This window comes from Burkholderia cepacia (assembly GCF_001718835.1).
Classification (GTDB): Bacteria; Pseudomonadota; Gammaproteobacteria; order Burkholderiales; family Burkholderiaceae; genus Burkholderia; species Burkholderia cepacia_F.
In genome coordinates, this window is the sequence record NZ_CP013444.1 from 213,030 (window position 1) to 237,445 (window position 24,416).

The following is a 24,416-nucleotide window of genomic DNA, read 5'->3' on the forward strand; positions in this document are numbered from 1 at the left end:
TCAACTCCTTGCGCCAACGGCTCTGATGGCAGCCTCATACTTGTCTGTGCATGTACCTGGGTTGAACACAAGAGCGCGATCACCACGGTCCCAATAGGCCTGCACCACATCCGCGCACGCATAGGCATCTTCTTCATGTAACTGGCTCCGGTAGCCTTCTTCGAAACTCACCATTTTTGCTGCCGTCTCGGGCGACACGTTCAGCAACTTGCACACTTCAGCCTGCGCAATTGGCACATCTGGTTTCACATAAGTTCCACCCGCTTGGTCTTGCATGTATGAAATCATCCAGTAGTAGTGGAACATCAACATTCGATGCAATCCAGTGGTAACAAGATTGTCATCGGGAATGTTGATTTTTTGGGCTGCATCATAGGCACATTTTTTCGTATACGCTTTATACATTTTGAGAATCTGCGTAAATTTTTCGTAATCCTTTGGATGTTGCTGAAGCAGCGCCATCATCCAAAACGCTTGCTGGCAATGCCGTGCCTCGTGATAAAGCATGTCAGCAAATGCCTTCAATTGACCGTCCAGCGCCTCCGCATCATCCGCAACCTCAATAATCTTGGTGACCTCCTTTTCCTGAATGGCCATGGCCCAGTTTTTCTGGGTAAATGATGCGCTGACATTGGGGCGCATGTTGTATTGGGCTTGCCCATGCAGCGCGTTGACGATATCAATGCGTGGCATCGCTCCGTTTGACTGCATCGCATCATTAACATTGCCTTTTGGCAAACCAAATGGCCCAGAGGCTAACGCTGCGCTCAATATTTCACCGACTGTATCGACAATCTTGTCTTTCAATCCACTTGATATTCCACCGCCTACCGTTTTGAACTGACTCCACGGAATGCTCTTGAGTGCCGCCTTGATCGCCGCCGTATAGGCCTTCGTCACCGGATACACGACATCGTTGCGCGGCCGATTCGCCCGCACATCGCTCTGCCTGGCCCCGTTGATGAAGTGATGGAAGCGCAGCCCGAAGTTGAGCGGATCGCAAGTCGCGAACATGGGTTGTTGATTCTCGGACGTGGCCCCCTGCTCCGGCGTGCTCGCCGTCTTGCCCCTGATCTTCGCGGTCCGTTTGTCGGCATTCGGTGCCGTGGCGGCATAGGGTGTCGCGATGTCGCGCACGATCGCCGCATGATTGACCGCAATCACCTTGTCCGGGTCGCTTGCCGCCAGCAGCTCGACCGTCCCAAACGTGATGTCATGGTCGGTAACCAGCGCCGTTTCGCCACGCGCGTTACTCACCCCCTCGATCACGCGTCCGTTATCGAGCGTGATCCGGTAAGGCTGCCGCGGCAGCGCGAAGCCGCCGGCGTGTTCCATCAACACGAAGTGCGCGGCAAACCGCCCCGGATTGTCCGGCGTGACCGGCAAGCGCATCGGCCGCGTCTGGGGAACGTCGGCCTGATGACTGCCTGCATGGACCGTGTGTTCGCCGGCGGTGCGCACCACGTAGCCCCGTTCGCTGATGCGCACTTCCGTACTGCCCGCGTGCAGCACGATCTCCTTCGCTGCATGGAGATGAATGCGATCGGTCGTGCTCGTGATCGTGACCGCCTGCTTGGCCGTCATGTCGATGCCATCGGTCTGCGCCTCGATGCGCACGTTGCCGGCGGCGGCAACCAGCTTCATCCCCGCCTTGTGCACGAACAACGAGAGCGCATTCGCCACGCTCGCGAACAGCGACCGGCCGACCGCCAGACCCACATGCCGGCCGCTCGTCACGGCGACATCCTCGTTGCTCGCGATATGGGCGCTGCGTTCCGCCGCGAGACTGATTCCCGCCGCTGACGACAGCACCAAGTCGGCCTCCGCCAGTTCCGGAAAATCGTGTTCGCCGCCGGACGGCTTTCCCCGAATCGCATCGTTGCGCGCCTTGATGGCCTTCGCCACGTCGCTCTGGTCGGCGTCACGCTGCTGCGCGTCATGCCGTTGCGCCAGCCCGGACAGGCTCTCCTGCAACTCGCGCGCTTGCGTGAGCCGGCTGACCGCGTCGCGCGCTTCCTTCGCATGACCCGCGCCGCCCGGTTGGCCGTCCGTCGTGACGAACAGGCCCCTCAACGCCCGCACCACGCCCCAAAAATCCGTGCGCAGTTCGAAGCCCTTGCCGCGCGCATCCGCGCGGCCTTTTTTCCTCACGATGCGCCGGAGATTCCCGAGACTGAGTTGAGACGCGCCCGCATCGCTCGCGATCTGCGTCTGGATTTGTCCCTGCGTGTCGTCGATCGCCACGTGGCCGGACGCCGTGCCTTGAAACTCCCGGCCGCGCAGCACCGTTACCGCCTGGTTGTCCGGCAGGTCCAGCGCCGGTTGGTGGAACGCGTTCACGGCGCTGCCGACGATCACGGGCAAATCCGGGTCGCCGTAGTAGTGCTCCACGGCGACCTCGTGACCGACGCGCGGGAGGAACGTCGCCCCCATCTCAATGCCTTGCCACGGCGACAGCACGCGCAGCCAGATTCCGGAATGCTCGTCCAGCTTGCCGTGACGATCCCACCCGAACTGCACCTTGACCCGGCCGTATTGGTCCGTCCAGACCTCCTGTCCGGCCGGGCCGACGACGATGGCCTTCTCCGGGCCGGACAGGCACGGTTTCCGCACGCTTCTCGCGAGCCGGAACGGCTCGTTTGCCGGCAGCAGTTCGAACTGCGCTTCGGCGCGATAGGTCTGCCCGGTTCCCGTGCGATCACCGATTTCCTCGATGTCGAGCGTGGACGACACCACCACGTATTCGCGGTTGGCCGCCTGCTGCGGGTAGCCCGTCAGGGTAAAGGTGCGGCCCACCGTCAGCCCGCGCAGGTTGCCCGCGCCATGGGCGCGTAGTCCCGCACAACGCTTCGCCTCGAGCTGCACGCGTGCGAAATGGCGCGCTTCCACATCAGTATCGTTCGGCTGGCCCGCGAGACCGTGCGCGCCGGCCAGCGGCTGGCCGTAGTCACCCCACGCGTAGATTTCGCCGTCCGCGCTCGCGGTGTCGCGCGGATTGGCTTCGGTGACGGTCAGCTTCGCTCGCGGACGCGTGTAGTCGTAGTCCGTCACGGTCACGCGTCCGGACGTGAGCCGGCTTGTCACCGACAACGCATGAATGTGCTCTTCGTCGATGCGCTTGCCGTCGGGCGGCAGGTAGCGCAGCGTCTCATAGGCCGCGCCGTGCGGTTGGTGGCCGCCCATCGTGTCGCACAAGACCAGACGATGATGGCCGTCGTCGTGCTCGAACCACCACCAGATCCCCCATTCTTCCCATAGGCGTTGCAGGAACGCCCAGTCCGTCTCGTACGCCTGACGCTGCAAGTCCCGCTTCGGGTAGATGCCGCGAGACACACCGGCCAGACGCTTGTCGACCCGGTATGGATATTTGGCGAGAACCGAGTCGGTGATCTCGACCACGCTCATGTCCTGAAACAGGCGGCAGTCTTGCGTCAGCGTCGCACGATAGAGCCACGGACGCAGTTCCAGCTCATACAGGATCGAATGCCGATCCTGACCGACAAGCCGGGCCGCCTCGATCAGCCCGGTGATTTCGCGTGCATTCGCGCCGATGTCGGCGAGTCCGGCATGGCCGGCAAGGCCCGGCTTGCCTTCGAGCTCGATCAATACGGTCGCTTCGGTGCCCACCATCGTGTCGAGTTCGAGATCGGCCGTTCCGCTCGGCGAGAATGCATAGGCGTCGTCGGTTCGCAGCGTGACCAGATAATGACATTGGTCGATGCGACCGATCGTTTCCCTCCCCTGCAATCGCACCGGAACGAATACCGGCAGTCCGTCGACGCCATAAGTCGGCAGCGCCGCGCCGGAAATCGACAGCGTACGCGACTGGGGGAGCGTCAATCTGACGTTGCCGCCGGGGTCGATGGTGTCGCCCAAACGGACCGTGTCACGGTCTTGCTCGTTTTTCATCAACGACTCGCGCGAGGAATGAAAGCGTTCTTTTACCTCGCAACGAAACGCCGTGCAATTTTCGAGATGAGAATTAACGGCGGTTTCAAGGGCGAAGTGCAACAACTCGCGGGTTACTGAACGGGAAGCCGGTCTATGGGGTTAGCCAGGACTTGGGCAAGGATTTCCAGAGGGGTGTGCCAGTTCAGTGTGGCGCGCGGTCGGGTATTGAGTTTGTCGGCAATGGCGTCGAGGTCATCTTGAGAGTAGACGGACAAATCAGTGCCTTTTGGCAGGTACTGCCGCAGCAGGCCGTTGGTGTTTTCGCAGGTGCCGCGTTGCCAAGGGCTGTGCGGATCACAGAAATAGACGCGCACATTGGTCGCGGCGCTCAGTTCGGCGTGTCGCGCCATCTCGCGACCTTGATCGTAGGTCAGCGTCTGGCGCAGCGGTTCGACGAGCGATTGCAGCTTGGTCGTGAACGCGGCCAGCGCCGAAGCGGCCGTCGCGTCGGGCATCTTCGCCAGCAGGACGGCGCGGCTCATGCGTTCGACCAACACGGCCACCGACGATTTGTTCTCGGCACCCTTGATAAGGTCGCCCTCCCAATGGCCCGGCATGAGGCGATCATCGATTTCGGGCGGACGCACGTGGATGCTGATCATGTCGGGAATCGTCGCGCGCCGATCGGCGCCACGCGATCGCGGCAGGCGTTTGTTGCGATGCTGGCGCAGGCAGGCAATCAGTTCGCGGCGCAACTCGCCGCGAGGCTGGGCGTAGATGGCGTTGTAAATCGTTTCGTGGGACACGTGCAGGCTCGGGTCGTCGGGAAAGACACGCTTCAGAGTACCGGCGATTTCCTGCGGCGACCACTGACGTTCGCAAAGCAAGCGACGAACGAGGCCCCAAAGGATCGAATCTGGTGCGAGCTTCGGATCCGGCCGTCCAGCCTGTCGGCGCGCGTCGCGAGATGCCTGCGCGGCGCGCGGGCAGTACAGGCCGTTGGATTGGGTATTGCGGGCCAACTCGCGACTGAGCGTCGACGGCGCGCGCTTGAGCTTGCGGGCGATCGCCCGCAAGCTCAAGCCTTCGTCCCGCCAGAAATCGATTCGCATACGTTCTTCAGGTTGCAGTTGTTGGTACGTTCTCTTTGCCATTCGCGGACATTACCGGATGGCGAGAGTGTTGCACTTCAGATTTGAGGCCGCCAACGGTTTGTGATGAATATGGTTAGTTATGCCATGAGAATTTCGAACATATCAGAATTTTTTTAAAGCCAATTGAGATTATTCGCACTCTGTTTCATTCGTTTATTCGATATCCAGAGGCGAAGTAGAGCATGGTCCCGGTGCATGTATGAGTCTTGAACACCGATCAATAGGAAACCTTCGGATCGGCGTCGTGCGCGGCGTGTTCAGCGGGGGATTCGGTGTGACCGAGAGGTTGCCGGAGGGGACGTCGGCGCGATCGTCGACCGGATCGCGCGCGGTTCTTGCACGAGTGCCGCGAAACGATCGCGGCGACTCGCGTCAGGCTCAGTTGGCGGAGCCGTTGCGGCAGTATTGCGCGAACGCCTCCGCCGAATTCGCGAAGCCCTTCCGCTTTGCCAGTTCCCACGGGCGCTCGCACTGCCTGGTCTGTTCGCACCACGAATAGCCGGCCGAGCCGATGCAGCCGTGCGCGTCGCGGTCGGCGCCGACGATCGGTGCGGACGCCTGCGCAGGCGGAGTCGGTTGTGCAGCACATGCGCTCAATGCGAACGCGATTGCTGCTGCCAGCGAGACTGACGGGATGAAACGCTTCATAGGGTTGTGCTCCGTGAAATGAGGATAGGTGTCGTGACGCCGCCGCTCATTCCTCCGGCACCGGCACGCGCGACGAGAACTTCACCTCGCGCAACGCGAGGCTCGACTGGATCGACGAAACCCCGGCCTGCTTGCGGAGCACGCGCTCGACGAAATCCGCATACGCGTCGAGATCGGCCGCGACCACCTGCAGGATGTAGTCGGCCGCGCCGGTGATCTTGTGGCACGACGTTACTTCGTCGTGCCGTCGCATCACCTCCTCGAAGTGATCGGAATCCTGGTCGGAGTGCATGTTGAACGTCACCTGCACGAACGCGAACACGTTCATGCCGAGCGCGCGGCGATCGAGGTTCGCCTGGTAGCCGGTGATCACGCCTTCGTCCTCGAGCCGCTTGCGGCGGCGCCAGCAGGGCGTGACGCTCAGCGACAGCTTCTCGCCGAGCGTCGCGTTCGACAGCGCGCCGTCGTCCTGCAGCAGACGCAGCATGGCGCGGTCCACGCCATCCAGTTCGACCGAAGCGCGATTTTTGCTCATTTCCGGGATTCCGTAGGCGGTTTTCTCAAAATTGTATGAAAGACGCGCGGAAAGCAAAGCTATTGCCGGTGACGGTCAATAAACTGTTGCCACCCTCACCGCAACGGTCAACCATGCTCACGGTCTACAGCAGCGATCACCAATTGCATCGCGGCGTCGAACTGAAGGACGGCGCGATCACCGATTCGTTCGAAAACCCCCTGCGCGCCGAGACGGTGCTCGCGCAGGTGCGTGCCGCAGGCCTGGGCGACGTCATCGCGCCGAAGCCGTTCGACCGCGCGCACTACGCGGCCGCGCACAGCGTGCGCTATGTCGACTTCCTCGCCGGCGCATGGGACGAATGGACCGCGACCGGCCGTACCTGCCAGGCACTGCCGCTCGTGTGGCCGGTGCGCGCGATGCCGGCCGCCGCGACGCCGCCCGCGTTCATCGACGGCAAGCTCGGCTTCTACGCGATGGACGCCGGCGCGCCGATCAACGCCGGCACGTGGGACGCCGTGAGCGCGAGCGCGAACTCGGCACTCACCGGCGCCGACCTGCTATCCAATGGTGCGCCAGGCGCACGCGCGGCGTTCGCGCTGTGCCGCCCGCCCGGCCATCATGCGGGTCGCGAATACATGGGCGGCTACTGCTACCTGAACAACGCGGCGATCGCCGCACAGCACGGCATCGCGAGCGGCGCCGCGCGCGTCGCGGTGCTCGACGTCGACTTCCACCATGGCAACGGCACGCAGGACATCTTCTACGAGCGCTCGGACGTGCTGTTCGCGTCGCTGCACGGCGAACCGTCGGTGTCGTACCCGTACTTCTCCGGCTACGCGGACGAGCGCGGTTCGGGCACCGGCGAGGGCTTCAACCTGAACCTGCCGCTGCCGAAGGGCACGCTCTGGAGCACGTACGACGAAGCGCTCGGCCGCGCCGCGACGGCGATCGCGGCGCACGCGCCCGACCTGCTGGTCGTGTCGCTCGGCGTCGACACGTTCGAGCACGACCCGATCAGCCATTTCAAGCTGCGTTCGCCCGACTACCTGCGGATCGGCGAAGCGCTCGCGCGCCTGAACCTGCCGACGCTGTTCGTGATGGAGGGCGGCTACATGGTCGACGAAATCGGTATCAATGCGGTGAACGTGCTGCTCGGCTTCGAAGGGCGCGCGTGATCGTTCTGCGCTGACAGATTCAAAGTCGGCCCCCAGCTGCCGCAAACGCCGCACGAAAAACCTACCCACCAGGAGACAAGGATGACCCGACATCACAAGCACGCACTGGCCGCAGCCGCCGCCGCGACCTGCGCGCTGTCCGCGCGCGCGGACGAGATCGTGCGTATCGGCCACGTCGCGCCGCTGACCGGCGCGATCGCGCATCTCGGCAAGGACAGCGAGAACGGCGCGCGCCTCGCGGTCGAGGAAATCAATGCGAAGGGGCTCGTGATCGGCGGCAGGAAGGTCACGCTGCAGCTCGACGCGCAGGACGACGCGGGCGATCCGCGCACCGCGACGCAGGTCGCGCAGCGGCTCGTCGACGACAAGGTGATCGGCGTCGTCGGCCATCACAACTCGGGCACGTCGATTCCGGCGTCGCGCGTGTATCGCGACGGCGGCGTCGTGCAGATCTCGCAGGCCGCGACCAACCCGACGTACACGCAGCAGGGCTTCAAGACGACCTATCGCGTCGTCGCGACCGACGCGCAGCAGGGGCCGGCGCTCGCCGCCTATGCGGCCAAGCGCATGGGCATCAGGACGGTCGCCGTGGTCGACGATTCGACCGCGTACGGTCAGGGCCTCGCGACCGAGTTCGAGAAGGCCGCGACGGCAGCCGGCATGAAGGTCGTGTCGCGCGACGCGACCAACGACAAGGCGATCGACTTCCGCGCGATCCTCACGAAGATCAAGGGCGCGAACCCGGACGCGATCATGTACGGCGGAATGGACGCAACCGGCGGCCCGCTCGCGAAGCAGGCGCGCCAGCTCGGCATGCGCGCGAAGATCCTCGCCGGCGACGGCGTGTGTTCGACCGACCTGCCGAAGCTCGCGGGCCCGGCCTCCGACAACGTCGTGTGCTCCGAAGCCGGTATCGCGCTCGAGAAGATGCCGGGCGGCGCGGCGTTCGCGAAGCGCTACGAAGCGCGCTACCACCAGCCGATGCAGGTGTATGCGCCGTTCTCGTACGACGCGGTGTACATCATCGTCGACGCGATGAAGCGCGCGAACGCGACCGATGCGGCGAAGGTGCTGGCCGCGATGCCGGCCACCGACTATCGCGGCGTGATCGGCGAAACGAGCTTCACGCCGCAGGGCGACCTGAGGCATGGCGCGATTTCCGTGTACTCGTACCAGGCGGGGAAGAAGGTGCTGCTCGACGTCGTCCGGATGTGACGCGGCTTCCCGCCGCTTACCGGGCCAGCATCTTCCGGTAGATCACGAAGCCGGATTTTTCCGCGACGGTGTCGTAGAGGCGCATCGCCGTATGGTTCGATTCGTGCGTCTGCCAGGACACGCGTTCCGCCCGCGCGCTGCGCGCGGCCGCATACACGGCTTCGATCAGCGCGCGGCCGACGCCCTTGCCGCGCTCGCGGTCGAGCGTGAACAGGTCCTGCAGGTAGCAGGTCGGGCCGATCAGCGTCGTGCTGCGGTGATACAGGAAGTGCACGAGCCCGACGAGCTTGCCGTCACGTTCCGCGACGAAAGCATGGACGGGCTCGTAGCCGTCGAAGAAGCGCGACCACGTGAGCTTCGTCACTTCGATCGGCAGGGCCGTATCGTCGAAGCGGCCGTAGAAGCGGTTATAGCCGTCCCACAAGGGCAGCCAGCGCTCGTAGTCGTCCTCGCGGACAGGGCGTACGGTCAGGCTCGCATCGGCAGCGTTCATCTGCATCGACCTCTCGTTGGCGTGGAATTGTCACCGCCTTCGGCGTGAGCGGAAGCGGCGCAGGCGTTTACGATAGAAAAATCGTGGCACCATGTATAGACCCATGTCTAACACGAATCCTGGAGCCACGATGGACTACGGCGTATTGCTGTCGATGTTCGAACGCGAAGGCGGGCGGCACGGCCCCGCGCGGATGTCGCAGCAGCATCGGCTGTACGCATGCCTGCGCACCGCGATTCTCGACGGGAGGATCGCGGAAGGCGCGCGCCTCGCGCCGTCGCGCACGCTGGCGGACGAACTCGGCATCGCGCGCAATTCGGTGCTGTACGCGTATGAGCGGCTGGCCGCGGAAGGCTTCGTGAGCGGCACGCGGCAGGGCACGGTGGTCGCGCGCGTGGGGCTGCGTCGTCCGCCGGTCGAGACGGCCGGCGCGGGCGGCGATGCCGTGCGGCTGTCGCGGCGCGTCGCGCACGTCGTGCGCGCGGCCGACGGCATCGACGAATCGCTGCCGTTCGTGCCCGGCACGCCCGCGCTCGACGAATTCCCGCTCGCGCAATGGCGGCGCTGCGTCGAGCGCGCGTGGCGCGAGGCCGGGCCCGTGCAGCTCGGCTACCAGTCCCCGGCGGGCGATGCGACGCTGCGCGAGGCGATCGCCGGCTACCTGCGCGTGTCGCGCGGGGTGCGCTGCGGCGCGGAGCAGATCGTCGTCACCGACGGCACGCAGAACGGGCTGGACCTGTGCGCCCGCGCGCTGGCCGACACGGGCGACACCGCATGGATCGAGAACCCCGGCTATCACGGCGCGCGCAATGCGTTCCTGGCCGCGGACCTGCGCGTCGCGCCGATCGGCGTCGATGCCGAAGGGCTGGCGCCGCGCGCGGAGGACTGGCGCGATCGCCCGCCGAAGCTGATCTACATCACGCCGTCGCATCAGTATCCGCTCGGCGCGGTGATGAGCCTCGAGCGGCGGCTCGCGCTGGTCGCGCAGGCGCGCGCGGCCGGCGCGTGGATCGTCGAGGACGACTACGACAGCGAGTTCCGTCATCACGGCGCGCCGCTCGCGGCGGTGCAGGGCCTCGCCGACGACGCGCCGGTGGTCTATCTCGGCACCTTCAGCAAGGTGATGTTTCCGGCGCTGCGGATCGGCTTCCTGGTCGCGCCGCCGGCGCTCGCGCGTGTGCTGCGCGAGACGGCCGGCGCGCTGATGCTGCACGGGCGCGCGGTCGAGCAGCGGGCGCTGGCGGACTTCATCGAGGCCGGGCACTTCACGCGCCACCTGCGGCGCATGCGCCGGCTGTATGACGAGCGGCGCGCCGCGCTGCAGGATGCGCTCGAGCGGCATCTGGGTGCGTACCTGACGGTGTCGGGCGGGGCCGGCGGCATGCATCTGTCCGCGCGGCTCGACGTGCCGGTGGCGGATGTCGAGCTCAGCCGCGTCGCGCAGCGGCACGGGCTGATCCTGCGCCCGCTGTCGACGTTCTGCATGCCGGGCACGGAGCAGGGCTACAACGGTCTCGTGCTCGGATACGGCGGCGTGCCGGCCGCGCAGATGGACCGGCTCGCGCGGCGGATCGGCGACATGATCGCGCTCGCGGCGGAGGGCTGACGAGACCGGTCGCGCCTGCACGCCGCGCCCTTTCCGGGCCGGCGTCGTGCGCGACGTGTAGACGGGGAGATCAGAAGGCCGCGACGTTCGCGAGGCGAGCGAACGTGTGGCCGCTCACCAGTTCGACGATGGTCCGTGTCGACACGCTCGTCGGCAGCGACGCGACGGCGGACGGCTCGAACCAGCTGCAATGCGCGATCTCGTTGCGCGCACGGGGCATGGCGCCGGGTGCGACGTCGGCGACGAACACGTGGTGCAGCTTCGCCAGTCCGCCGAACTGGAACGCGTAGGCGACCGGCAGGTTCACCAGTCCCGTTTCCTCCCACAATTCGCGATGCGCGGCCGCGAGCGGCGCTTCGCGGCGCTTGACCATGCCGCCCGGCAACGACCAGCGGGACGGCCTGCGCGCGACGAGCAGGATGCGCGTGCCTTGCCGACACACGATGGTCGCGCGTTCCCGGATGATGGCGGCGGCGTCGGGGCGGAAGCTCATGATTGCTGCGGGGCGATCGATGCGGACTGCGATGGACGACAGCGGCAATCATGACACGCCTTGGCGTCGCGTAGTGACGAAATGACGGTGCCGGATCCGTTACCGAAAAGAAAGAATCGCCGCGCGCTGAAGCCCGGCGGCGCATGCCGCTTTGCCCGTCGTCGATTGCAAACATTTTGTCATTTAGCTAATATTCGAAACGTTAAACGAACCCGCACTCCATGGACGACGTTACCCGCATCAGCGCCCTGGCCAACGAAAGCCGTCTGGCCGTGATGCGCTGGCTCAAGCAGCCGCGCAAGCATTTCCCGCCGCAGCCGCACGGCGACTTCGACGAGCTCGGCGTGTGCTGCACGTACATCACCGAGAAGCTCGGCATCGCACCGGCCACGACCACGCGCCACATGCGCATCCTCGCGGATGCCGGGCTCGTGCGGGCGACCCGCGTCGGCAAGTTCACGTACTACAAGCGGATCGACGGCGCGCTGCAGCAGCTCGGCCGCGATCTGTCGCAACTCTGAGAGAACCCACATGGACGAACTTGCACTGCTGGCCGACGCCGACCGGCGCGCGCACGCCTATCTGACGTCGGTGGACACGCGCCGCGTGTTTCCGGATGCCGCCGCGCTGGCGAATCTGGTCGCCTTCGACGAGCCGCTGCCCGACGCGGGCCGCCCGGGCGACGACGTGCTGCGCCTGCTCGACGGCGCCGGTTCGCCCGCGACGGTCGCGTCGAACGGCCCGAACTACTTCGGCTTCGTGATCGGCGCGGCGCTCCCGGCTGCTGCCGCGGCCGAGCGACTGATGCTCGCGTGGGACCAGTGCGCGTCGTCGTACGCGAATTCGCCGGTCGCGGCGACGATCGAACGCCAGGCCGCGCGCTGGGTCGTCGATGCGCTCGATCTGCCGCGCGACAGCGCGGTCGGGTTCGGCACGAGCGCGACGGCCTGCACGCTCGTCGCGCTGGTGGCCGCGCGGCGCGCGCTGCTCGCGCGCAAGGGCTGGGATATCGACGAGGACGGGCTGATCGGCGCGCCCGAAGTGAAGGTCGTGATCTCCGCGCTCGCGCACATCACCGTGAAGAAGGCGCTGCGCGTGCTCGGCTTCGGCATGAAGCGCATCGTCGTCGCGCCGGTCGATGCGCACGGCCGCATCGACCCTGCCCAGTTGCCGCCGCTCGACGACATGACGATCCTCTGCGTGCAGGCCGGCGAAGTGAACACCGGTGAATTCGATCCGTTCGCGGCGCTGGTTCCGCCCGCGAAGGCGGCCGGCGCATGGGTGCACGTGGACGGCGCATTCGGCCTGTGGGCGCGCGCATCGTCGAAGCGCGCGCTGACGGACGGCATCGACGGCGCGGACAGCTGGACGACCGACGGCCACAAGTGGCTCAACACGCCGTACGACGGCGCGATGGTGATCTGCCGCGACGCCGACGCGCTCGCCGTTGCGATGAACGCCGCCGCCGTGTATTCGAGCGCAGAACGGGACGCGCAGATGAATCTCAACCTCGAATTCTCGCGGCGGGCGCGCGGCATTCCCGTGTGGGCCGCGTTGCGTGCGCTCGGCCGCGCCGGCGTGGCGACGATGGTCGAGCGGCATTGCGCGCAGGCGGCGCGGGTCGCGGACGGCCTGCGTGCGGCCGGTTACGACGTGCTGAACCGCGTCGTGCTGAACCAGGTGCTCGTGCGCGCCGCTACGGACGCGCAGACCGTCGCGATCCTCGAAGCCGCGCAGGCATCGGGCGACGCGTGGTTCGGCGCGACCGTGTGGCAGGGGCGGCCAGCGTTCCGGATCAGCGTGTCGTCGTGGCGCACCGAGGACGCGCACATCGATCGGCTCGTTGATTTGCTCGCGGGGTTGTACAAGCGGCACGCGGGGTAAGCCGGGCGGGTGCACGGCGGGCGGGCCGAACGTCCGTCCGCCATGCTGCCGGTCGGCCGACGCCGGCCATCGGAGTTTCGCCAATACGCACAGTCCCGCTATTAATCAAGGTCTCGCGCAATTCGCAATAATTGATCTCCCGGTTCAATTCGATGAATTATATTTTTCGGGAATTAATGAATATCGATCGGAACTGGTGCCACCCTCAATCGTCATAACAATAAATTATTTGTCCACCTTCGGCCCGCTGCTAGTCTCGTTTACGCGCGAATGACTCATATTTTAATGCGCTAACGGAGTATTTAAATAAAGCCAGGAGGTGGTGATGAAGACGCTAAAAGCACGTGGCCGCTCGTCGATCAAAACACTGTTCGCATCGGTATTCCTGCTGGTTACCCTGACTGGTTTTTGCGAACGGGCAGGCGCGCAAACCGTCATCTGTACCGGAAGCGAGACGTTGTCATTCAATCCGGCATTGACCAATACCCAGCGGAACCTTGTCGTGACGGACACGGCAAGCCTGTCGCCGTGCCTCGTGGTGGGGGTGTCCGGAATCAACTCGGCCACCGAGAGCGCTCAAGGTGTTGCCAATCTATCGTGCCAAATGTTGCTTGGCGGCGGACCCGCGACGAAAATCATCCACTGGTCGAATGGGCAGTCCAGTACGTTCAGCTATACCGCTTCGAGTAGTGCAGTCAACGGGAATTTCGTCATTACGCAAACGGGTAATATTTCCGCGGGATTATTCAAGGGTCAATCCGCCGTTGGCGTCAGCACGCTCACGTCTTTGAGCCAGCCTGATTTTCTCACTGCTTGCGCCGGCAGCGGTGTCACGAGTGTAAGCGGTGGGACTACGCTGACGATCGCTCCGCCGCTTTGATTCATAAACAACCGAAAGACCCGGAGGGCTTCGGACGGTGGCGCGCAGCGCGCGGCGTGCCACCGGATCGCCTCGGAATTAGCGCTCACGCTGAACCGTCACGAACCGTTCTGCCTTGCCCGAAGTTCCCGCGCTCGATTGAACATGACGAGTAGGGATCGTTTCGCAGATATTGGTTTCACACAGCCTAAGCAAACGAAATCACGAGCCTCTTGCCACATGCGGCCGCATATTTTCGCAATGTCGCAAACGAGGGCGAATGCTTTTCGCTAGTGAGCGATGCTTCGAGGCGCGACACGGCTGACGCCGTCGTACCCATGCGCTCAGCGACCTGTGCTTGAGTCAGTCCAGCCTCTTGCCGCGCGGCCAATAGTGCGCGCAGCGCGGTGTATTCATCTTCCAGCGCATCATAGGCCGCCTTGACCTTGCCATCTGCGAGCAGACGAGCCGTATCGTCCGCCGTATGCGGAACCGGATCGAATCCCTCAGCGCGAACACGCTTCGTTGCTACCTTAGCCATTCCGCACCTCTCTCAAACGTGCTTGGGCGATCCGCAATTCTTGCGGCGGCGTCTCCTGTGTCTTCTTGACGAAGGAGTGCAGCACAACGACTTGCCGCCCCACATGCGTGCAATAGAACACTCGCCCGATACCTTCCCTACCGTTTGGACGCAACTCGAACAACCCGTTACCCATTGCGCGGGAGTGAGGCATTCGTAGATCTGCGCCGAATTCCTGCATCAGGTCCAGCAGCCGAAGGTAGTTCGCAAGAATCCCGGCGGGGAACGCGAAAACGTCACGCTTCACGCGTTCGTAGTAGTAGACGATCGTCCAATGAATTTTCATGTTAGCAAATTTGCGATATTTCTGCAATTCAGCCTATCGCTTGCGAGCGGCAGGAGCCTCTGTATCGCAGTCGTCGGTGGATAGATCCGTTGCGCGTCGGCGTTCACATGCCATCGCCGCAACCACGGTTCATCAATTTCGACGTGCTCGACGGCCGGGGCAAGATGACGTTCGGCCAGCATGCGACGCTCCTTTGCCGGTCTATCCCGAAATACCGCAAAATAGCGTTCACCCTGAACCGTCACGATTCGCTCCCCCTTGCCCGAAGGTCCCGCATGATCGACTCGTCCGCCGTTGCGGCGGTGTTTTCCGTCTATGTCGCCGGCGTCGTGATACCCGGCCCGAACTTCGTCGCGGTCGCGCATCGCGCCGCGTCCGGCGCGCGCGCCGAGTCGCTCGCACTCGTCGCGGGCATCGTGATGGTCAACCTGTTCTGGGCGAGTTGCGCGATCCTCGGCATCGGCTTCGTATTCGCCGTGTTTCCGTGGCTCGCGGCGCTCGTGCGCGTCGCCGGCGCCGCCTATCTCGTCTGGTTCGGGCTGCGGCTCATCGCGGCGTCGGGCGCGCCCGGGCAGCCCCGCGCGGGCGCGGCGGCCGGGTCCGCCGGGCTGCGTCCGGCGTTCCTGCACGGCGTCGCGACCAATCTCGCCAATCCCAAATCGATCGCTTTCTACGCGGCGGTGTTCTCGTCGGCCGCGCCGGCCCATGTGTCTCCCGCGACGTTCTTCGCGATGCTGGCGACCGTCGGCGTCACCGCCGCGTGCTGGTACGGATTCGTCGCGCTCGTGCTGTCGCATGACGCGATCGCGTCCATGTATCGACGCGCGAAACGCCGGGTCGACCGCGTCTGCGGCGCGCTGATCGTCGCGCTCGGCATCCGTCAGTTCATGCGCTGATGCGTTCGGCGCATTGCCGTACACGCTGCGCCGCCCCCCAAACGTTGCAAGCCTCGTTGCGAGAACAACCATGTCCACACGACCCCGGGAACTGCTGAAGGCCGCCGATATCGCGAAGATGGAACCGACGCGCGCGGTGCATTCGCTGAACGGCGACGCGGTGCGCCTGCGGAAATCGATCGGCGACCTGACCGGGCTCACGCAGCTCGGCGTGCACCTGATCACGCTGATGCCCGGACACGCGTCCGCCGAGTATCACCGGCACTGGTATGAAGAGGAGTTTGTCTACGTGCTGTCCGGAAACGGAACGGCGACGATCGGCGAGCAGGACCACGCGGTCGGGCCGGGCGATTTCCTCGGCTTCGCGCGGGGCGGCGACGCGCATACGCTGGTGAACACGGGCGACGTGCCGCTGGTGATTTTCGTCGGCGGGCAGCGGCTCGAGCACGACGTGTGCGATTACCCGAAAAGCGGCAAGCGCCTGTACGTGGCCGGCAAGCGCGAGGCGCTGATCGATCTGCCCGACGACGAGGAACCGGCATGATCCGGTCATCGTCATGACCGAAGCGCGGCCGGTCGCGCTCGTCACCGGATCGACGTCGGGAATCGGCGCGGCGATCGCGCGCCGCCTGGCGGCGGACGGTTATGCGGTGATCCTGCATTCGAGACGCTCCGTCGAAACGGGGCAGGCGATGGCGCGCGCGCTGGGCGCGGCGGCCTACGTGCAGGCCGATCTCGCCGACGATGCCGAACGCGTGCGGCTGATCCGCGACGCGCTCGCCGTATGGGGCCGGCTCGACCTGCTGGTCAACAATGCGGGCGTCAGCAGCGTGATTCCGCATGACGACCTTGCCGCGGCGACGCCCGACGTGTGGCGCGAGATGCACGAAATCAACGTGATCGCGCCATTCCGGCTCGTCGCCGAAGCGGAGGCCGCGCTGCGCGAGGCGGCGTCGCACGGGCGGGCCGGGTGCGTCGTGAACGTCAGTTCGCATGCGGGCGTGCGGCCGAAGGGCGCGTCGATTCCCTATGCGGCGGCGAAGGCGGCGCTCAATCACACGACGCGGCTGCTCGCGCGCACGCTCGCGCCGGCGATTCGCGTCAATGCGGTCGCGCCGGGGCTCGTCGATACGCCGCTCACGGCCGACTGGACGGACGCGCAGCAGCGTTGGCGCGAGCGCGCGCCGATGCGCCGGGCGGCGGCGCCGGATGACATCGCGCAGACGGTCGCGATGCTCGTCGCGTCCGATTACGTGACGGGCGAGATCGTGATGCTTGACGGGGGAATGAACCTGACGTAGGGATTGAAGGCCGCAAGATGCCAAGCGGCGCGCCGCGTCCGCCTACCCGAGCAAATGCCGCAGCACCCCCGCCGACACGATGCCGATCGCCACGGTCGGCAGGATCGACAGGCGCGTCGCCGCAATCAGCGTAATGGCCAGCGCGAGCAGGTCGGCCGGGCGCGTCGACACGAAGGCCGGCGCGATCACCGAGATCAGCACGCAGCCGGGGACGTTTTCCATCACCGACGCCATGCGCGGGCTCAGCGTGCGGTTGCGCAGCAGCACGTAGCCGAGGATGCGCGACAGGTAAGTCGTCGACGCCATCAGCACGATCGTCGCGACCGTGCTGACATGGAAATCAGGCATCGCGCGGCTCCCACAGCAGCGCGGCGATCAGCCCCGCGCAGGCGCCCGCCGCGACGTACCATGCGCCGGGCACGGCCAGGTGCGTGGCCGCCGCGACGACGAGGCTCACGAACCAGGGGCGGCTCGCGCGCATTCCTTTCCACATCCCGCGCAGCAGCACCAGGAAGACGGCCGTGAACGCCATGTCGAAGCCGTACTGCTCGACGTTGCCGATCGTCGGGCCGACCGCCACGCCGAGCGTGGTCATCGACAGCCACGTCATGTAGAGGCCGGCGGCCAAGCCCGCGTAATACGGGACGCTGATGTGGGTGGCCGAGCGCGCCCGGGCGTCGGCGAGCGACATCGCCCAGCTTTCGTCGCACATGAAGAACAGGGCGAAGAACGCGCGGCGGCGGGGCAGGCGGCGGATATACGGCGCGAATGCAGCGCCCATCAGGATGTGGCGCGAATTCACGAGGAACGACATCGCGACGATCAGCGCGATGTGCGGCGGCGACGTCCACAGATGGATCGCCGCGAATTCCGAGCCGCCGCCGAAGTTCATGCCGGTCATCATCGGCACTTCGAACAGGCTCAGCCCTTTCTGCGCGGCCTGCGCGCCCAGCACGAGCGCGAACGGCACGAAACCCAGCATGACGGGCAGCGACGCACGCAGGCCGCGGCTCATCTCCAGCAAGAACGCGGACTGCTGGCGCAGCCCGGTCGACGTTGAAACGCTACTGCTCATTACTCCTCCTTCGGGGGAGGAATTGTCTGCTTTTTTGACTCGAATCGGGTTGCGTTGTGGCCAGTTCTTTCGGAGAATTTGGCATCGAATACGCGATACGCGAATTTCTTGGAATCGGATGCCAAATGAAACTTGACGCCATCGACCGCCGTATCCTGAGCGCGCTCCAGCGCGACGGCCGCATGCAGAACGTGGAGCTGGCGCACGAGGTCGGACTGTCGCCGTCGCCGTGCCTGCGGCGCGTGCGGCTCCTCGAGGAAGCCGGCGTGATCGAGAAATACGTGGCCGTGCTGAATCCCGCGAAAGTCGGCAAGGGCCTGACGATCTTCACGCGCGTGTGGCTGAAGGGGCAGGACGCGGAATCGGTGAACCGCTTCGCCGACGCCGTCCAGCAAATGCCGGAAGTCGTCGAATGCCACTTGATGGCGGGCGACTGCGATTTCCTGCTGCGCGTCGTCGCGGCCGATATCGACGACTACCGGCGCTTCCAGATGGAAACCCTCACGCGCATCCCGGGCGTGCTGAGCGTGAAGACGGACATTCCGATGCAGAAGGTCAAGCTGACGTCGGCGCTGCCGACGTAGCGCCGCGCCGGTCACGATCGCCGGATAAACTGGCGGCCAGGCCGCTTCGCCGCGCGCCCGGCCATGCGTCGGGACAGATGCGCTACTTCTTGTCGGGCCATTCATGCAGCCAATCAACAATCCGTGGAATTCGCTGGAAATCGTCAAGCTCGTGCTGGGTGTGCTGACGCCGTTGTCGGTCGCGTGTCTCGGCTGGCTCGTCGCACGCCGGCTGAAGCGCCTTGAACTGGTGCAATGGACGAACCAGCGATTGATCGAGAAGCGGCTCGCGCTGTACGACGCGGTCGCGCCGCAGCTCAATGCGTTGCTGTGCTTCTATACGTGGATCGGCTACTGGAAGGACATCTCGCCGGACGACGTGATCCGCGCGAAGCGCGAGCTCGACCGCACGTTCCACATCTACCGCTACCTGTTCGACGACGACGTGTACGACGCGTATCACACGTATATCCACGCGCTGTTCGACATGCATACGGGCCCGGGCCGCGATGCGCGGATCCGCTCGCTCATCGAGGCGCCGAACGGAGATCGCACGAAGCACGGCACGTACGCATGGAACCCGGCGTGGTACGAGCGGTTTGCGACCGCGAACGTCGTGGACGGCGCCGAAGTGCGCGCGCACTACACGCGGCTGATGGAGGTGCTGCGCGTGTCGCTGGGCGCGAACCGGTGAAACGATGAAGCGATGAATTGGCGGCCGGCGCGACGTGCACGCGGCGCGCGCGTCAGCTCCGGCCGGCGGCCGCGAGCCGCGCGGCGAGCCCGACGAACACGGCGCCGAGCAGATACTGAGGCAGCTTCGACGGCCGGCGGCGCGCGCCGATCCGCTGGCTCAGCCGGCTCGCGGAAAGAATGACCGCGCCGTTCACGACGAGTCCGATCAGGTTCAGCACCGTCGCGAGCACGAGAATCTGCACGGCGATCGAACCGTGCTCGGGCCGCACGAACTGCGGAAACAGCGCGAGCACGAACAACGCCATCTTCGGATTCAGCAGGTTCGTCGTCAGGCCCTGACGGAAGATCGTCGCGGTGGAGCGGCGGGGGGCCGACGCATCCGGCGCGAGCGACGTCGCATCCGAACGGAAGGTCTTCCACGCGAGATACAGCAAATACGCGGCGCCTGCGAAGCGCACGGCGTCATACGCGATCGGCACCGCGACGAAGAGCTGCGACAAGCCCAGCGCGGCCGCGAGCGCGTGGCAGTAGGTGCCGGCCTGAATGCCCGCGAGCGTGGCGAAGCCGGCGCGGCGACCCTGGCTCACGCTGCGCGATGCGATCAGCAGCATGTCGGGGCCGGGCGTGGCGGTCAGCGCGAGACATGCGCCGGAGAACAGCGCGAGCGTGGAGAGGTCGATCATGGGCGTTCCTCAGTGCGGGTTCGGCGCAAAAGGAAGAGCAGTGTAGGAACGCGCGCGATGCCGGTCAACCGGGAGGGTGCCCGCACTACACCCGGTCGAGCAAGTCGACGAGCAGCTTCGCGCCGTCGGCCCCTTTCGTGGAATCGGTCCACAGCCGGTCGATCATCTTCCGATACATGGCGACGGCATCGGCCGACGTGGTGATCGTCGCGATGCCGGTGCGAATGTTCGGCAGCTCGCCGAGCCGGAACGGCGACACCGCGATATGCGCGCTGTCGTCGTCCTCGAAGATCTGGAAGGTCTCGTTCGGCAGGTTGTCGCTGACGATCCCGATCCGCACGCCTTTCGCATCGTCCTCGAGCATTCCGACGATCCGCATCACCTCGCGGCGCGCGGCGAGTTTGCGCTCGAGCTGCACGCCGGGCGGCAGCCCGAGGCGGCCGACCAGGCCGTGGTGCAGGAACTGCTCGATCTGGCGCAGCCCGATCAGGCTCGTCACGTTCAGCGGGGCGCGCCGGAACGCGGCCTTGCGGTCCGCGAGGATCGCCATCACTTTCGACAGCGTCTGCCGCCACGCGGCGTCGGTCAGCGACGGCGGGATGCTTTCCTCGAGCATCTGGCGCAGCCAGCCTTCGTAATCGTCGGACGTCAGCAGGAACGAGAACGGATCGAAATGCGCGACGATGCGCTGCGAGCGGCTCTCGAGCTGCCGCATGCGCTCGAAATAGCTGATCGCCGAATCGTGATACTCGACCTCGACGCCCATCAGGTTCGCGAGCGACACGCCGAACAGGGCGGCGAGCCGCTCGAGCGTATCGATCTTCACGATCTCGCCACGTTCGAGCTTGTAGACCGCCGCGCGCGAGATGTTCAGCCGCTCGGCGACATCCTCGCTGCGCAGCTCGGCGGCCATCCGGTACGCGCGCAAGCGCTCGCCGATGCTGTTGAAATCGAAGCGCGCGCCGCGCAGGCGCGTTTTTCGGGAACCGGCTGTGGGCATTTGATCCTCTGGGTGGCAGGTAAAAAAATCGACACGTTGATACGCGAAAGCACCGGGTGGCCGCCGGTCACGCGGACGGAGCGTCTGCGGCTGCGCCACCCTCCGCGCGGCTCACCTGCGCGAGCACGAATGCGTAGACGTCGTCGAGCGCCGACACGATGCGCGTACCGGCCGCGACACCGTCGAACGCGCCCGCCGGTCCGACGCAGATCAGCGGCTTCGCGAAGCGTGTCGCGAGGCGGATCTCGTCGAGCGTGCCCTTGCTCCCCGGCAGCGCGACGACGACATCGCTCGTCAGCACGTTCACGTAGTTGCGGCTCAGCGCGTCGTCCGGCGCGTCGGCCTCCTTGCGCGGCAGCGGCGTGACGATCGGCAGATCGATGAACGGATTCGGATAGCCGGCGATCGGCGCGAAGCCGAACAACGGATGCGTTTCGGTCGGCACGATGCCGATCGAGCGGCCGCGGCGCCCCGGCGTCGTCGCGAACGCGCGCGCGGCCGACAGCATCACGCCGCGGCCGGCGCCTGTCAGCAGGTCGAATCCTTGCGCGGCGATCCACGCTCCGAGCGGCGCCGCCAACTCCGGCCATTCGTTCTTGCCCGAGCCCATCACGCCAATGATCGCCATCTTGTCCTCCTGGTCGGCCGACGAACGGCGCACCGATCTCCGCGATCGTTAGCGCCATTCGTCTTTTTAATTATACATATTGACCGATTTTCGGTGGTGAGGATGTGTGATCGACCTGGGAATAGCGGATTTTCCTGCCTTGAATTTTTCATTCGCTTTCTTTAGTCTATAAAAATAGATTAATTGATGATCGTATCGCGGCTCGAGGGGGCGCCGGTACGCAGACGTCTTCGGGGCGAGACAGCCCGCTACAACCTGAGAGAGGTGTATTCATGCCTGACCGCGCCACCAACGACCTGCTGAACCGCGTGGGGTCGGGCACGTCGTGTGACGTCGAATACGAGATCCCGGCGAACTCGCCGGTGATGCGCGCTTGAGCGGCGCCGCGATCGGCGGGCCGGGCCGCGGGGCCGGCATGCTGACGGGCGGGCGCGTCGCGGCCGCGCTGCTCGCGGCGGGGCTCGCGACCGTCGCCGCGCTCGGCGCGCGCGGCACGCTGCCGGGCGGCGACGCGCGCATCATCGCGATCGTGTTCACCTGCATCGTGCTGTGGGCGACAGGCGCGGTCGCGAGCCTCTGGGTGTCGCTGCTGTTCTTCTTTCTCGCGGCGACCTGCACGTCGGTGCCCACCGCCGAGATCTTCTCGGGCTTCGGGTCGAGCGCGTTCTGGCTCGTGTTCAGCGGCGCGGCGATCGGCTTCGCGCTGAAGGAGAGCGGCCTGAGCGAGCGGATCGGCATCGCGCTCGCGCGCCGGATCGGCGGCTCGTACCTGAAGGAGCTGCTCGCGTTCGCGATCCTGAGCTTCCTGCTGTCGCTCGTGATGCCGTCGACGTTCGGGCGGATCGCGATCCTGATTCCGATCGCGATCGGCTACTGCGACGTCGTGAAGCTCGGCGCGCACGCGAACGGGCGGCGCGGCATCCTGCTGCTCGTGATCGTCGGCTCGTACGAGCTGGCTGCCGCGGTGCTGCCCGCGAACCTGCCGAACGTGATCATGGCGGGGATTCTGGAGCAATCGCACGGGCTGCATCTGCGCTTCTCCGAGTATCTGCTGCTGTTCTTTCCGGCCGGCGTGATCGTGCGCGGCGCGGTGCTGGTGCTCGCGTCCTACTGGCTGTTCGCGGATACGGTCGGCGAAGTCGAGATACCGGCGGCGCGCGTCGCGCTCGGCCGCCGCGAATGGCACGCGATCGTGCTGCTCGCGATCACGCTCGCGCTGTGGTTCACCGACGCAGTGCATCACGTCGCGCCCGGCTGGGTCGGGCTCGGCTTCACGCTCGTCTATTTCGCCACGTCGCCGCCCGCGCAGCTCGAACGCTTCACCGCGACGCTGAAGAAGGACCTGCTGTGGTTCATCGCGGCGATCATCGGGCTGACCGCGCTCGTCAACCATCTCGGCGTGCGCGTGCCGGACGCGCTCGCGCTCGACGCGCTGCGCGACAGCCCGATGCTCGCGTACTTCGCGCTGACCGCGCTGTCGATCGTCGTCTGCTTCGCGGTCACGTCGAACGCGGAGCCGGCGCTGTACGTGCCGATCGTGTCGCGCCTGCTCGCGCAGGGGCTGCACCTGAAGGCCGGCCTGCTCGCGCAGGTGATGGGCTATGCGACCACGGTCCTGCCGTACCAGTCGCCGCCGATCGTGTTCGGCAACGCGCTCGCGCAGCTCGACCGGGGCGCGGTGCTGCGGTACTGCATCGCGACGGCGCTGCTGGGCGTGGTGTTCGTGATCCCGGTCAATGCGTTGTGGTGGCGGTTGATCGGGCTGCTGTGAGTTTTCCTGAACGGGGGAATCCAATGATCGAAAACGATCTGATTGCCGCGCGCGTGATCGCGCGCGAGCGCGTCGCGTGCGACGTGATTTCGCTGCGGCTCGTCAGCGATGCGCCGGATTTCGCGCTGCCGGCGTTCGACGCAGGCGCGCATATCGACCTGCATCTGCGCGACGGGCTCACGCGCAAGTACTCGCTGTGCAACGACCCGTTCGAGCGCGGCGTGTACGAGATCGCGATCAAGCGCGAGCCGGCGTCGCGCGGCGGCTCCGCGCACGTGCACGACGCGATCCGGGTCGGCGACGTGCTGCGGATCGGCGCGCCGCTGAATTACTTTCCGCTCGCGCCGGACGACAGCCCGGCCGTGCTGCTCGCCGCCGGGATCGGCGTGACGCCGTTGCTCGCGATGGCGCATAGCCTGTTGCGCGCGGGGCGGCCGCTCGCGTTTCACTACTTCGTGCGTTCGGCCGACGCGGCCGCGTACGGGGCGACGCTCGCGTCGCAACTCGCGGACGTCGCGACGGTGCACACGGGGCTGACGCCCGACGCGACCGGCGACGCGATCGCGGCGATCGTCGGCGCGACGGACCCGCGCGCGCATCTGTATTTCTGCGGGCCGGCGCCGTTCATGGCGGCCGTCGATGCGATCGCGCGCCCGGCGCTCGGCGACGCGCGGCTCCATCACGAGCATTTTTCCGCGCCGGCGGCGGGCGCTGCCGCGGGTGAGGCCGGCGGGTTCGAGATCGAGCTCGCGCGCTCGCGGCGCACGCTGCGCGTGCCGCCGGAGCAGTCGATCACCGATGTGCTGTACGACCACGGCATCGAGGTCGCCACGTCGTGCGAGGCGGGCGTGTGCGGCGCATGCCGGACGACCGTGCTCGACGGCGCGCCCGATCATCGGGACGCGTTCCTGAGCGCGGCGGACAAGGCCCGCAACGACTGCATGATGCCGTGCGTGTCGCGGTGCCGCGGTGAACGGCTGGTGCTGGATCTGTGAGCTGCGA

General features: G+C 65.9%; 26 protein-coding genes. 13 read left to right on the forward strand and 13 right to left on the reverse strand.

The window, feature by feature from the left end:
• The 4 genes from WT26_RS21430 to WT26_RS21445 form a co-directional block, all read right to left on the reverse strand.
• Entirely contained in the window at nt 1-3,909 is a 3,909-nt protein-coding gene (locus tag WT26_RS21430; RefSeq protein ID WP_080485705.1) for a type VI secretion system Vgr family protein, read from the reverse strand.
• 113 nt (nt 3,910-4,022) lie between these two features.
• On the reverse strand, nt 4,023-5,045 hold the full coding sequence (locus WT26_RS21435) for an IS30 family transposase (RefSeq protein ID WP_059807745.1): 1,023 nt from the start codon (nt 5,043-5,045) through the stop codon (nt 4,023-4,025).
• A 378-nt stretch (nt 5,046-5,423) separates the two neighbouring features.
• On the reverse strand, nt 5,424-5,693 hold the full coding sequence (locus WT26_RS21440; RefSeq protein ID WP_069273893.1) for a hypothetical protein: 270 nt from the start codon (nt 5,691-5,693) through the stop codon (nt 5,424-5,426).
• A 46-nt stretch (nt 5,694-5,739) separates the two neighbouring features.
• Entirely contained in the window at nt 5,740-6,228 is a 489-nt protein-coding gene (locus WT26_RS21445) for an Lrp/AsnC family transcriptional regulator (RefSeq protein ID WP_069273894.1), read from the reverse strand.
• 113 nt (nt 6,229-6,341) lie between these two features.
• Between WT26_RS21445 and WT26_RS21450 the strand changes: the two genes are divergently transcribed.
• Both WT26_RS21450 and WT26_RS21455 read left to right on the forward strand, forming a co-directional pair.
• Nucleotides 6,342-7,385, forward strand: a complete 1,044-nt coding sequence (locus WT26_RS21450) for a histone deacetylase family protein (protein ID WP_069273895.1) — start codon at nt 6,342-6,344, stop codon at nt 7,383-7,385.
• An 81-nt stretch (nt 7,386-7,466) separates the two neighbouring features.
• Complete coding sequence (locus tag WT26_RS21455) at nt 7,467-8,600, forward strand: branched-chain amino acid ABC transporter substrate-binding protein (protein ID WP_069273896.1); 1,134 nt, start codon at nt 7,467-7,469, stop codon at nt 8,598-8,600.
• Between the two features lie 16 nt (nt 8,601-8,616).
• Here the strand turns inward: WT26_RS21455 and WT26_RS21460 are convergent, their stop codons facing one another.
• Nucleotides 8,617-9,093, reverse strand: coding sequence for a GNAT family N-acetyltransferase (locus WT26_RS21460; RefSeq protein WP_069275104.1), 477 nt, complete (start codon nt 9,091-9,093; stop codon nt 8,617-8,619).
• Between the two features lie 130 nt (nt 9,094-9,223).
• Here WT26_RS21460 and WT26_RS21465 point away from each other — a divergent pair, with 130 nt between their 5' ends.
• Nucleotides 9,224-10,699: a PLP-dependent aminotransferase family protein gene (locus WT26_RS21465; RefSeq protein ID WP_069270808.1), complete on the forward strand. Its 1,476-nt coding sequence runs from the start codon at nt 9,224-9,226 to the stop codon at nt 10,697-10,699.
• Between the two features lie 70 nt (nt 10,700-10,769).
• On the opposite strand, the gene WT26_RS21470 is transcribed toward WT26_RS21465, so the two are convergent.
• Nucleotides 10,770-11,192: an NUDIX hydrolase gene (locus WT26_RS21470; protein WP_059716974.1), complete on the reverse strand. Its 423-nt coding sequence runs from the start codon at nt 11,190-11,192 to the stop codon at nt 10,770-10,772.
• A gap of 221 nt (nt 11,193-11,413) precedes the next feature.
• Here WT26_RS21470 and WT26_RS21475 point away from each other — a divergent pair, with 221 nt between their 5' ends.
• The 3 genes from WT26_RS21475 to WT26_RS37455 all read left to right on the forward strand — a co-directional run bounded on the left by WT26_RS21475 (nt 11,414) and on the right by WT26_RS37455 (nt 13,956).
• Nucleotides 11,414-11,713 carry an ArsR/SmtB family transcription factor gene (locus WT26_RS21475; RefSeq protein WP_069273897.1) on the forward strand — a complete coding sequence of 100 codons (300 nt, stop codon included), beginning with the start codon at nt 11,414-11,416 and terminating at the stop codon, nt 11,711-11,713.
• Between the two features lie 10 nt (nt 11,714-11,723).
• Nucleotides 11,724-13,076, forward strand: coding sequence for a pyridoxal phosphate-dependent decarboxylase family protein (locus tag WT26_RS21480; protein ID WP_069273898.1), 1,353 nt, complete (start codon nt 11,724-11,726; stop codon nt 13,074-13,076).
• 325 nt (nt 13,077-13,401) lie between these two features.
• Entirely contained in the window at nt 13,402-13,956 is a 555-nt protein-coding gene (locus WT26_RS37455) for a hypothetical protein (RefSeq protein ID WP_155123160.1), read from the forward strand.
• Nucleotides 13,957-14,143: 187 nt separating this feature from the next.
• Here WT26_RS37455 and WT26_RS36080 read toward each other — a convergent pair whose 3' ends face one another.
• Nucleotides 14,144-14,476, reverse strand: coding sequence for a helix-turn-helix domain-containing protein (locus WT26_RS36080; protein ID WP_010100491.1), 333 nt, complete (start codon nt 14,474-14,476; stop codon nt 14,144-14,146).
• Nucleotides 14,469-14,801, reverse strand: coding sequence for a type II toxin-antitoxin system RelE/ParE family toxin (locus WT26_RS21485; protein ID WP_069270810.1), 333 nt, complete (start codon nt 14,799-14,801; stop codon nt 14,469-14,471). The genes WT26_RS36080 and WT26_RS21485 overlap by 8 nt, the downstream gene beginning before the upstream one ends.
• 275 nt (nt 14,802-15,076) lie before the next feature.
• On the opposite strand from WT26_RS21485, the gene WT26_RS21490 reads away from it, so the two are divergent.
• From WT26_RS21490 to WT26_RS21500, 3 genes are all read left to right on the forward strand, one after another.
• Nucleotides 15,077-15,697, forward strand: coding sequence for a LysE family translocator (locus WT26_RS21490; protein ID WP_059479339.1), 621 nt, complete (start codon nt 15,077-15,079; stop codon nt 15,695-15,697).
• Nucleotides 15,698-15,767: 70 nt separating this feature from the next.
• On the forward strand, nt 15,768-16,241 hold the full coding sequence (locus WT26_RS21495) for a cupin domain-containing protein (RefSeq protein ID WP_069273899.1): 474 nt from the start codon (nt 15,768-15,770) through the stop codon (nt 16,239-16,241).
• 13 nt (nt 16,242-16,254) lie between these two features.
• Nucleotides 16,255-16,998 (forward strand): SDR family NAD(P)-dependent oxidoreductase, encoded by a 744-nt coding sequence (locus tag WT26_RS21500; RefSeq protein ID WP_155774685.1) that lies wholly within the window; start codon nt 16,255-16,257, stop codon nt 16,996-16,998.
• A gap of 42 nt (nt 16,999-17,040) precedes the next feature.
• Here WT26_RS21500 and WT26_RS21505 read toward each other — a convergent pair whose 3' ends face one another.
• The gene (locus WT26_RS21505; RefSeq protein WP_069273901.1) at nt 17,041-17,346 is read right to left on the reverse strand and encodes an AzlD family protein; all 306 of its coding nucleotides are present in this window, start codon (nt 17,344-17,346) and stop codon (nt 17,041-17,043) included.
• Nucleotides 17,339-18,073 carry an AzlC family ABC transporter permease gene (locus WT26_RS21510; RefSeq protein WP_069273902.1) on the reverse strand — a complete coding sequence of 245 codons (735 nt, stop codon included), beginning with the start codon at nt 18,071-18,073 and terminating at the stop codon, nt 17,339-17,341. The genes WT26_RS21505 and WT26_RS21510 overlap by 8 nt, the downstream gene beginning before the upstream one ends.
• A 125-nt stretch (nt 18,074-18,198) precedes the next feature.
• On the opposite strand from WT26_RS21510, the gene WT26_RS21515 reads away from it, so the two are divergent.
• Both WT26_RS21515 and WT26_RS21520 read left to right on the forward strand, forming a co-directional pair.
• Nucleotides 18,199-18,657: an Lrp/AsnC family transcriptional regulator gene (locus WT26_RS21515; RefSeq protein ID WP_006749370.1), complete on the forward strand. Its 459-nt coding sequence runs from the start codon at nt 18,199-18,201 to the stop codon at nt 18,655-18,657.
• 103 nt (nt 18,658-18,760) lie between these two features.
• Nucleotides 18,761-19,330, forward strand: a complete 570-nt coding sequence (locus WT26_RS21520; RefSeq protein ID WP_069273903.1) for a hypothetical protein — start codon at nt 18,761-18,763, stop codon at nt 19,328-19,330.
• A 52-nt stretch (nt 19,331-19,382) separates the two neighbouring features.
• On the opposite strand, the gene WT26_RS21525 is transcribed toward WT26_RS21520, so the two are convergent.
• From WT26_RS21525 to WT26_RS21535, 3 genes are all read right to left on the reverse strand, one after another.
• Nucleotides 19,383-20,015: a LysE family translocator gene (locus WT26_RS21525; protein WP_069273904.1), complete on the reverse strand. Its 633-nt coding sequence runs from the start codon at nt 20,013-20,015 to the stop codon at nt 19,383-19,385.
• Between the two features lie 85 nt (nt 20,016-20,100).
• Nucleotides 20,101-21,015 carry a helix-turn-helix domain-containing protein gene (locus tag WT26_RS21530; RefSeq protein WP_059538197.1) on the reverse strand — a complete coding sequence of 305 codons (915 nt, stop codon included), beginning with the start codon at nt 21,013-21,015 and terminating at the stop codon, nt 20,101-20,103.
• A gap of 67 nt (nt 21,016-21,082) precedes the next feature.
• Entirely contained in the window at nt 21,083-21,643 is a 561-nt protein-coding gene (locus WT26_RS21535) for a hypothetical protein (protein ID WP_059593060.1), read from the reverse strand.
• Nucleotides 21,644-22,016: 373 nt separating this feature from the next.
• On the opposite strand from WT26_RS21535, the gene WT26_RS21540 reads away from it, so the two are divergent.
• Together WT26_RS21540 and WT26_RS21545 are read left to right on the forward strand one after the other, a co-directional pair.
• A complete protein-coding gene (locus tag WT26_RS21540; protein WP_069270815.1) occupies nt 22,017-23,414 on the forward strand; it encodes an SLC13 family permease in 1,398 nt (465 codons plus the stop codon).
• Nucleotides 23,415-23,437: 23 nt separating this feature from the next.
• A complete protein-coding gene (locus WT26_RS21545; protein ID WP_060117392.1) occupies nt 23,438-24,409 on the forward strand; it encodes a PDR/VanB family oxidoreductase in 972 nt (323 codons plus the stop codon).
• Nucleotides 24,410-24,416 lie beyond the last annotated feature (7 nt).

What these genes read in the sequence shown, in the direction of transcription:
- WT26_RS21520 (WP_069273903.1), top strand. Translation starts at nt 18,761, where the DNA reads ATGCAGCCAATCAACAATCCGTGGAATTCGCTGGAAATCGTCAAGCTC.
- WT26_RS37455 (WP_155123160.1), top strand. Translation starts at nt 13,402, where the DNA reads ATGAAGACGCTAAAAGCACGTGGCCGCTCGTCGATCAAAACACTGTTC.
- WT26_RS21480 (WP_069273898.1), top strand. Translation starts at nt 11,724, where the DNA reads ATGGACGAACTTGCACTGCTGGCCGACGCCGACCGGCGCGCGCACGCC.
- WT26_RS21535 (WP_059593060.1), bottom strand. Translation starts at nt 21,643, where the DNA reads ATGGCGATCATTGGCGTGATGGGCTCGGGCAAGAACGAATGGCCGGAG.
- WT26_RS21435 (WP_059807745.1), bottom strand. Translation starts at nt 5,045, where the DNA reads ATGGCAAAGAGAACGTACCAACAACTGCAACCTGAAGAACGTATGCGA.
- WT26_RS21460 (WP_069275104.1), bottom strand. Translation starts at nt 9,093, where the DNA reads ATGAACGCTGCCGATGCGAGCCTGACCGTACGCCCTGTCCGCGAGGAC.
- WT26_RS21490 (WP_059479339.1), top strand. Translation starts at nt 15,077, where the DNA reads ATGATCGACTCGTCCGCCGTTGCGGCGGTGTTTTCCGTCTATGTCGCC.
- WT26_RS21525 (WP_069273904.1), bottom strand. Translation starts at nt 20,015, where the DNA reads ATGATCGACCTCTCCACGCTCGCGCTGTTCTCCGGCGCATGTCTCGCG.
- WT26_RS21545 (WP_060117392.1), top strand. Translation starts at nt 23,438, where the DNA reads ATGATCGAAAACGATCTGATTGCCGCGCGCGTGATCGCGCGCGAGCGC.
- WT26_RS21430 (WP_080485705.1), bottom strand. Translation starts at nt 3,909, where the DNA reads ATGAAAAACGAGCAAGACCGTGACACGGTCCGTTTGGGCGACACCATC.
- WT26_RS21515 (WP_006749370.1), top strand. Translation starts at nt 18,199, where the DNA reads ATGAAACTTGACGCCATCGACCGCCGTATCCTGAGCGCGCTCCAGCGC.
- WT26_RS21505 (WP_069273901.1), bottom strand. Translation starts at nt 17,346, where the DNA reads ATGCCTGATTTCCATGTCAGCACGGTCGCGACGATCGTGCTGATGGCG.
- WT26_RS21455 (WP_069273896.1), top strand. Translation starts at nt 7,467, where the DNA reads ATGACCCGACATCACAAGCACGCACTGGCCGCAGCCGCCGCCGCGACC.
- WT26_RS21440 (WP_069273893.1), bottom strand. Translation starts at nt 5,693, where the DNA reads ATGAAGCGTTTCATCCCGTCAGTCTCGCTGGCAGCAGCAATCGCGTTC.
- WT26_RS21465 (WP_069270808.1), top strand. Translation starts at nt 9,224, where the DNA reads ATGGACTACGGCGTATTGCTGTCGATGTTCGAACGCGAAGGCGGGCGG.
- WT26_RS21510 (WP_069273902.1), bottom strand. Translation starts at nt 18,073, where the DNA reads ATGAGCAGTAGCGTTTCAACGTCGACCGGGCTGCGCCAGCAGTCCGCG.
- WT26_RS21445 (WP_069273894.1), bottom strand. Translation starts at nt 6,228, where the DNA reads ATGAGCAAAAATCGCGCTTCGGTCGAACTGGATGGCGTGGACCGCGCC.
- WT26_RS21485 (WP_069270810.1), bottom strand. Translation starts at nt 14,801, where the DNA reads ATGAAAATTCATTGGACGATCGTCTACTACTACGAACGCGTGAAGCGT.
- WT26_RS21530 (WP_059538197.1), bottom strand. Translation starts at nt 21,015, where the DNA reads ATGCCCACAGCCGGTTCCCGAAAAACGCGCCTGCGCGGCGCGCGCTTC.
- WT26_RS21450 (WP_069273895.1), top strand. Translation starts at nt 6,342, where the DNA reads ATGCTCACGGTCTACAGCAGCGATCACCAATTGCATCGCGGCGTCGAA.
- WT26_RS21500 (WP_155774685.1), top strand. Translation starts at nt 16,255, where the DNA reads ATGACCGAAGCGCGGCCGGTCGCGCTCGTCACCGGATCGACGTCGGGA.
- WT26_RS21470 (WP_059716974.1), bottom strand. Translation starts at nt 11,192, where the DNA reads ATGAGCTTCCGCCCCGACGCCGCCGCCATCATCCGGGAACGCGCGACC.
- WT26_RS21475 (WP_069273897.1), top strand. Translation starts at nt 11,414, where the DNA reads ATGGACGACGTTACCCGCATCAGCGCCCTGGCCAACGAAAGCCGTCTG.
- WT26_RS36080 (WP_010100491.1), bottom strand. Translation starts at nt 14,476, where the DNA reads ATGGCTAAGGTAGCAACGAAGCGTGTTCGCGCTGAGGGATTCGATCCG.
- WT26_RS21495 (WP_069273899.1), top strand. Translation starts at nt 15,768, where the DNA reads ATGTCCACACGACCCCGGGAACTGCTGAAGGCCGCCGATATCGCGAAG.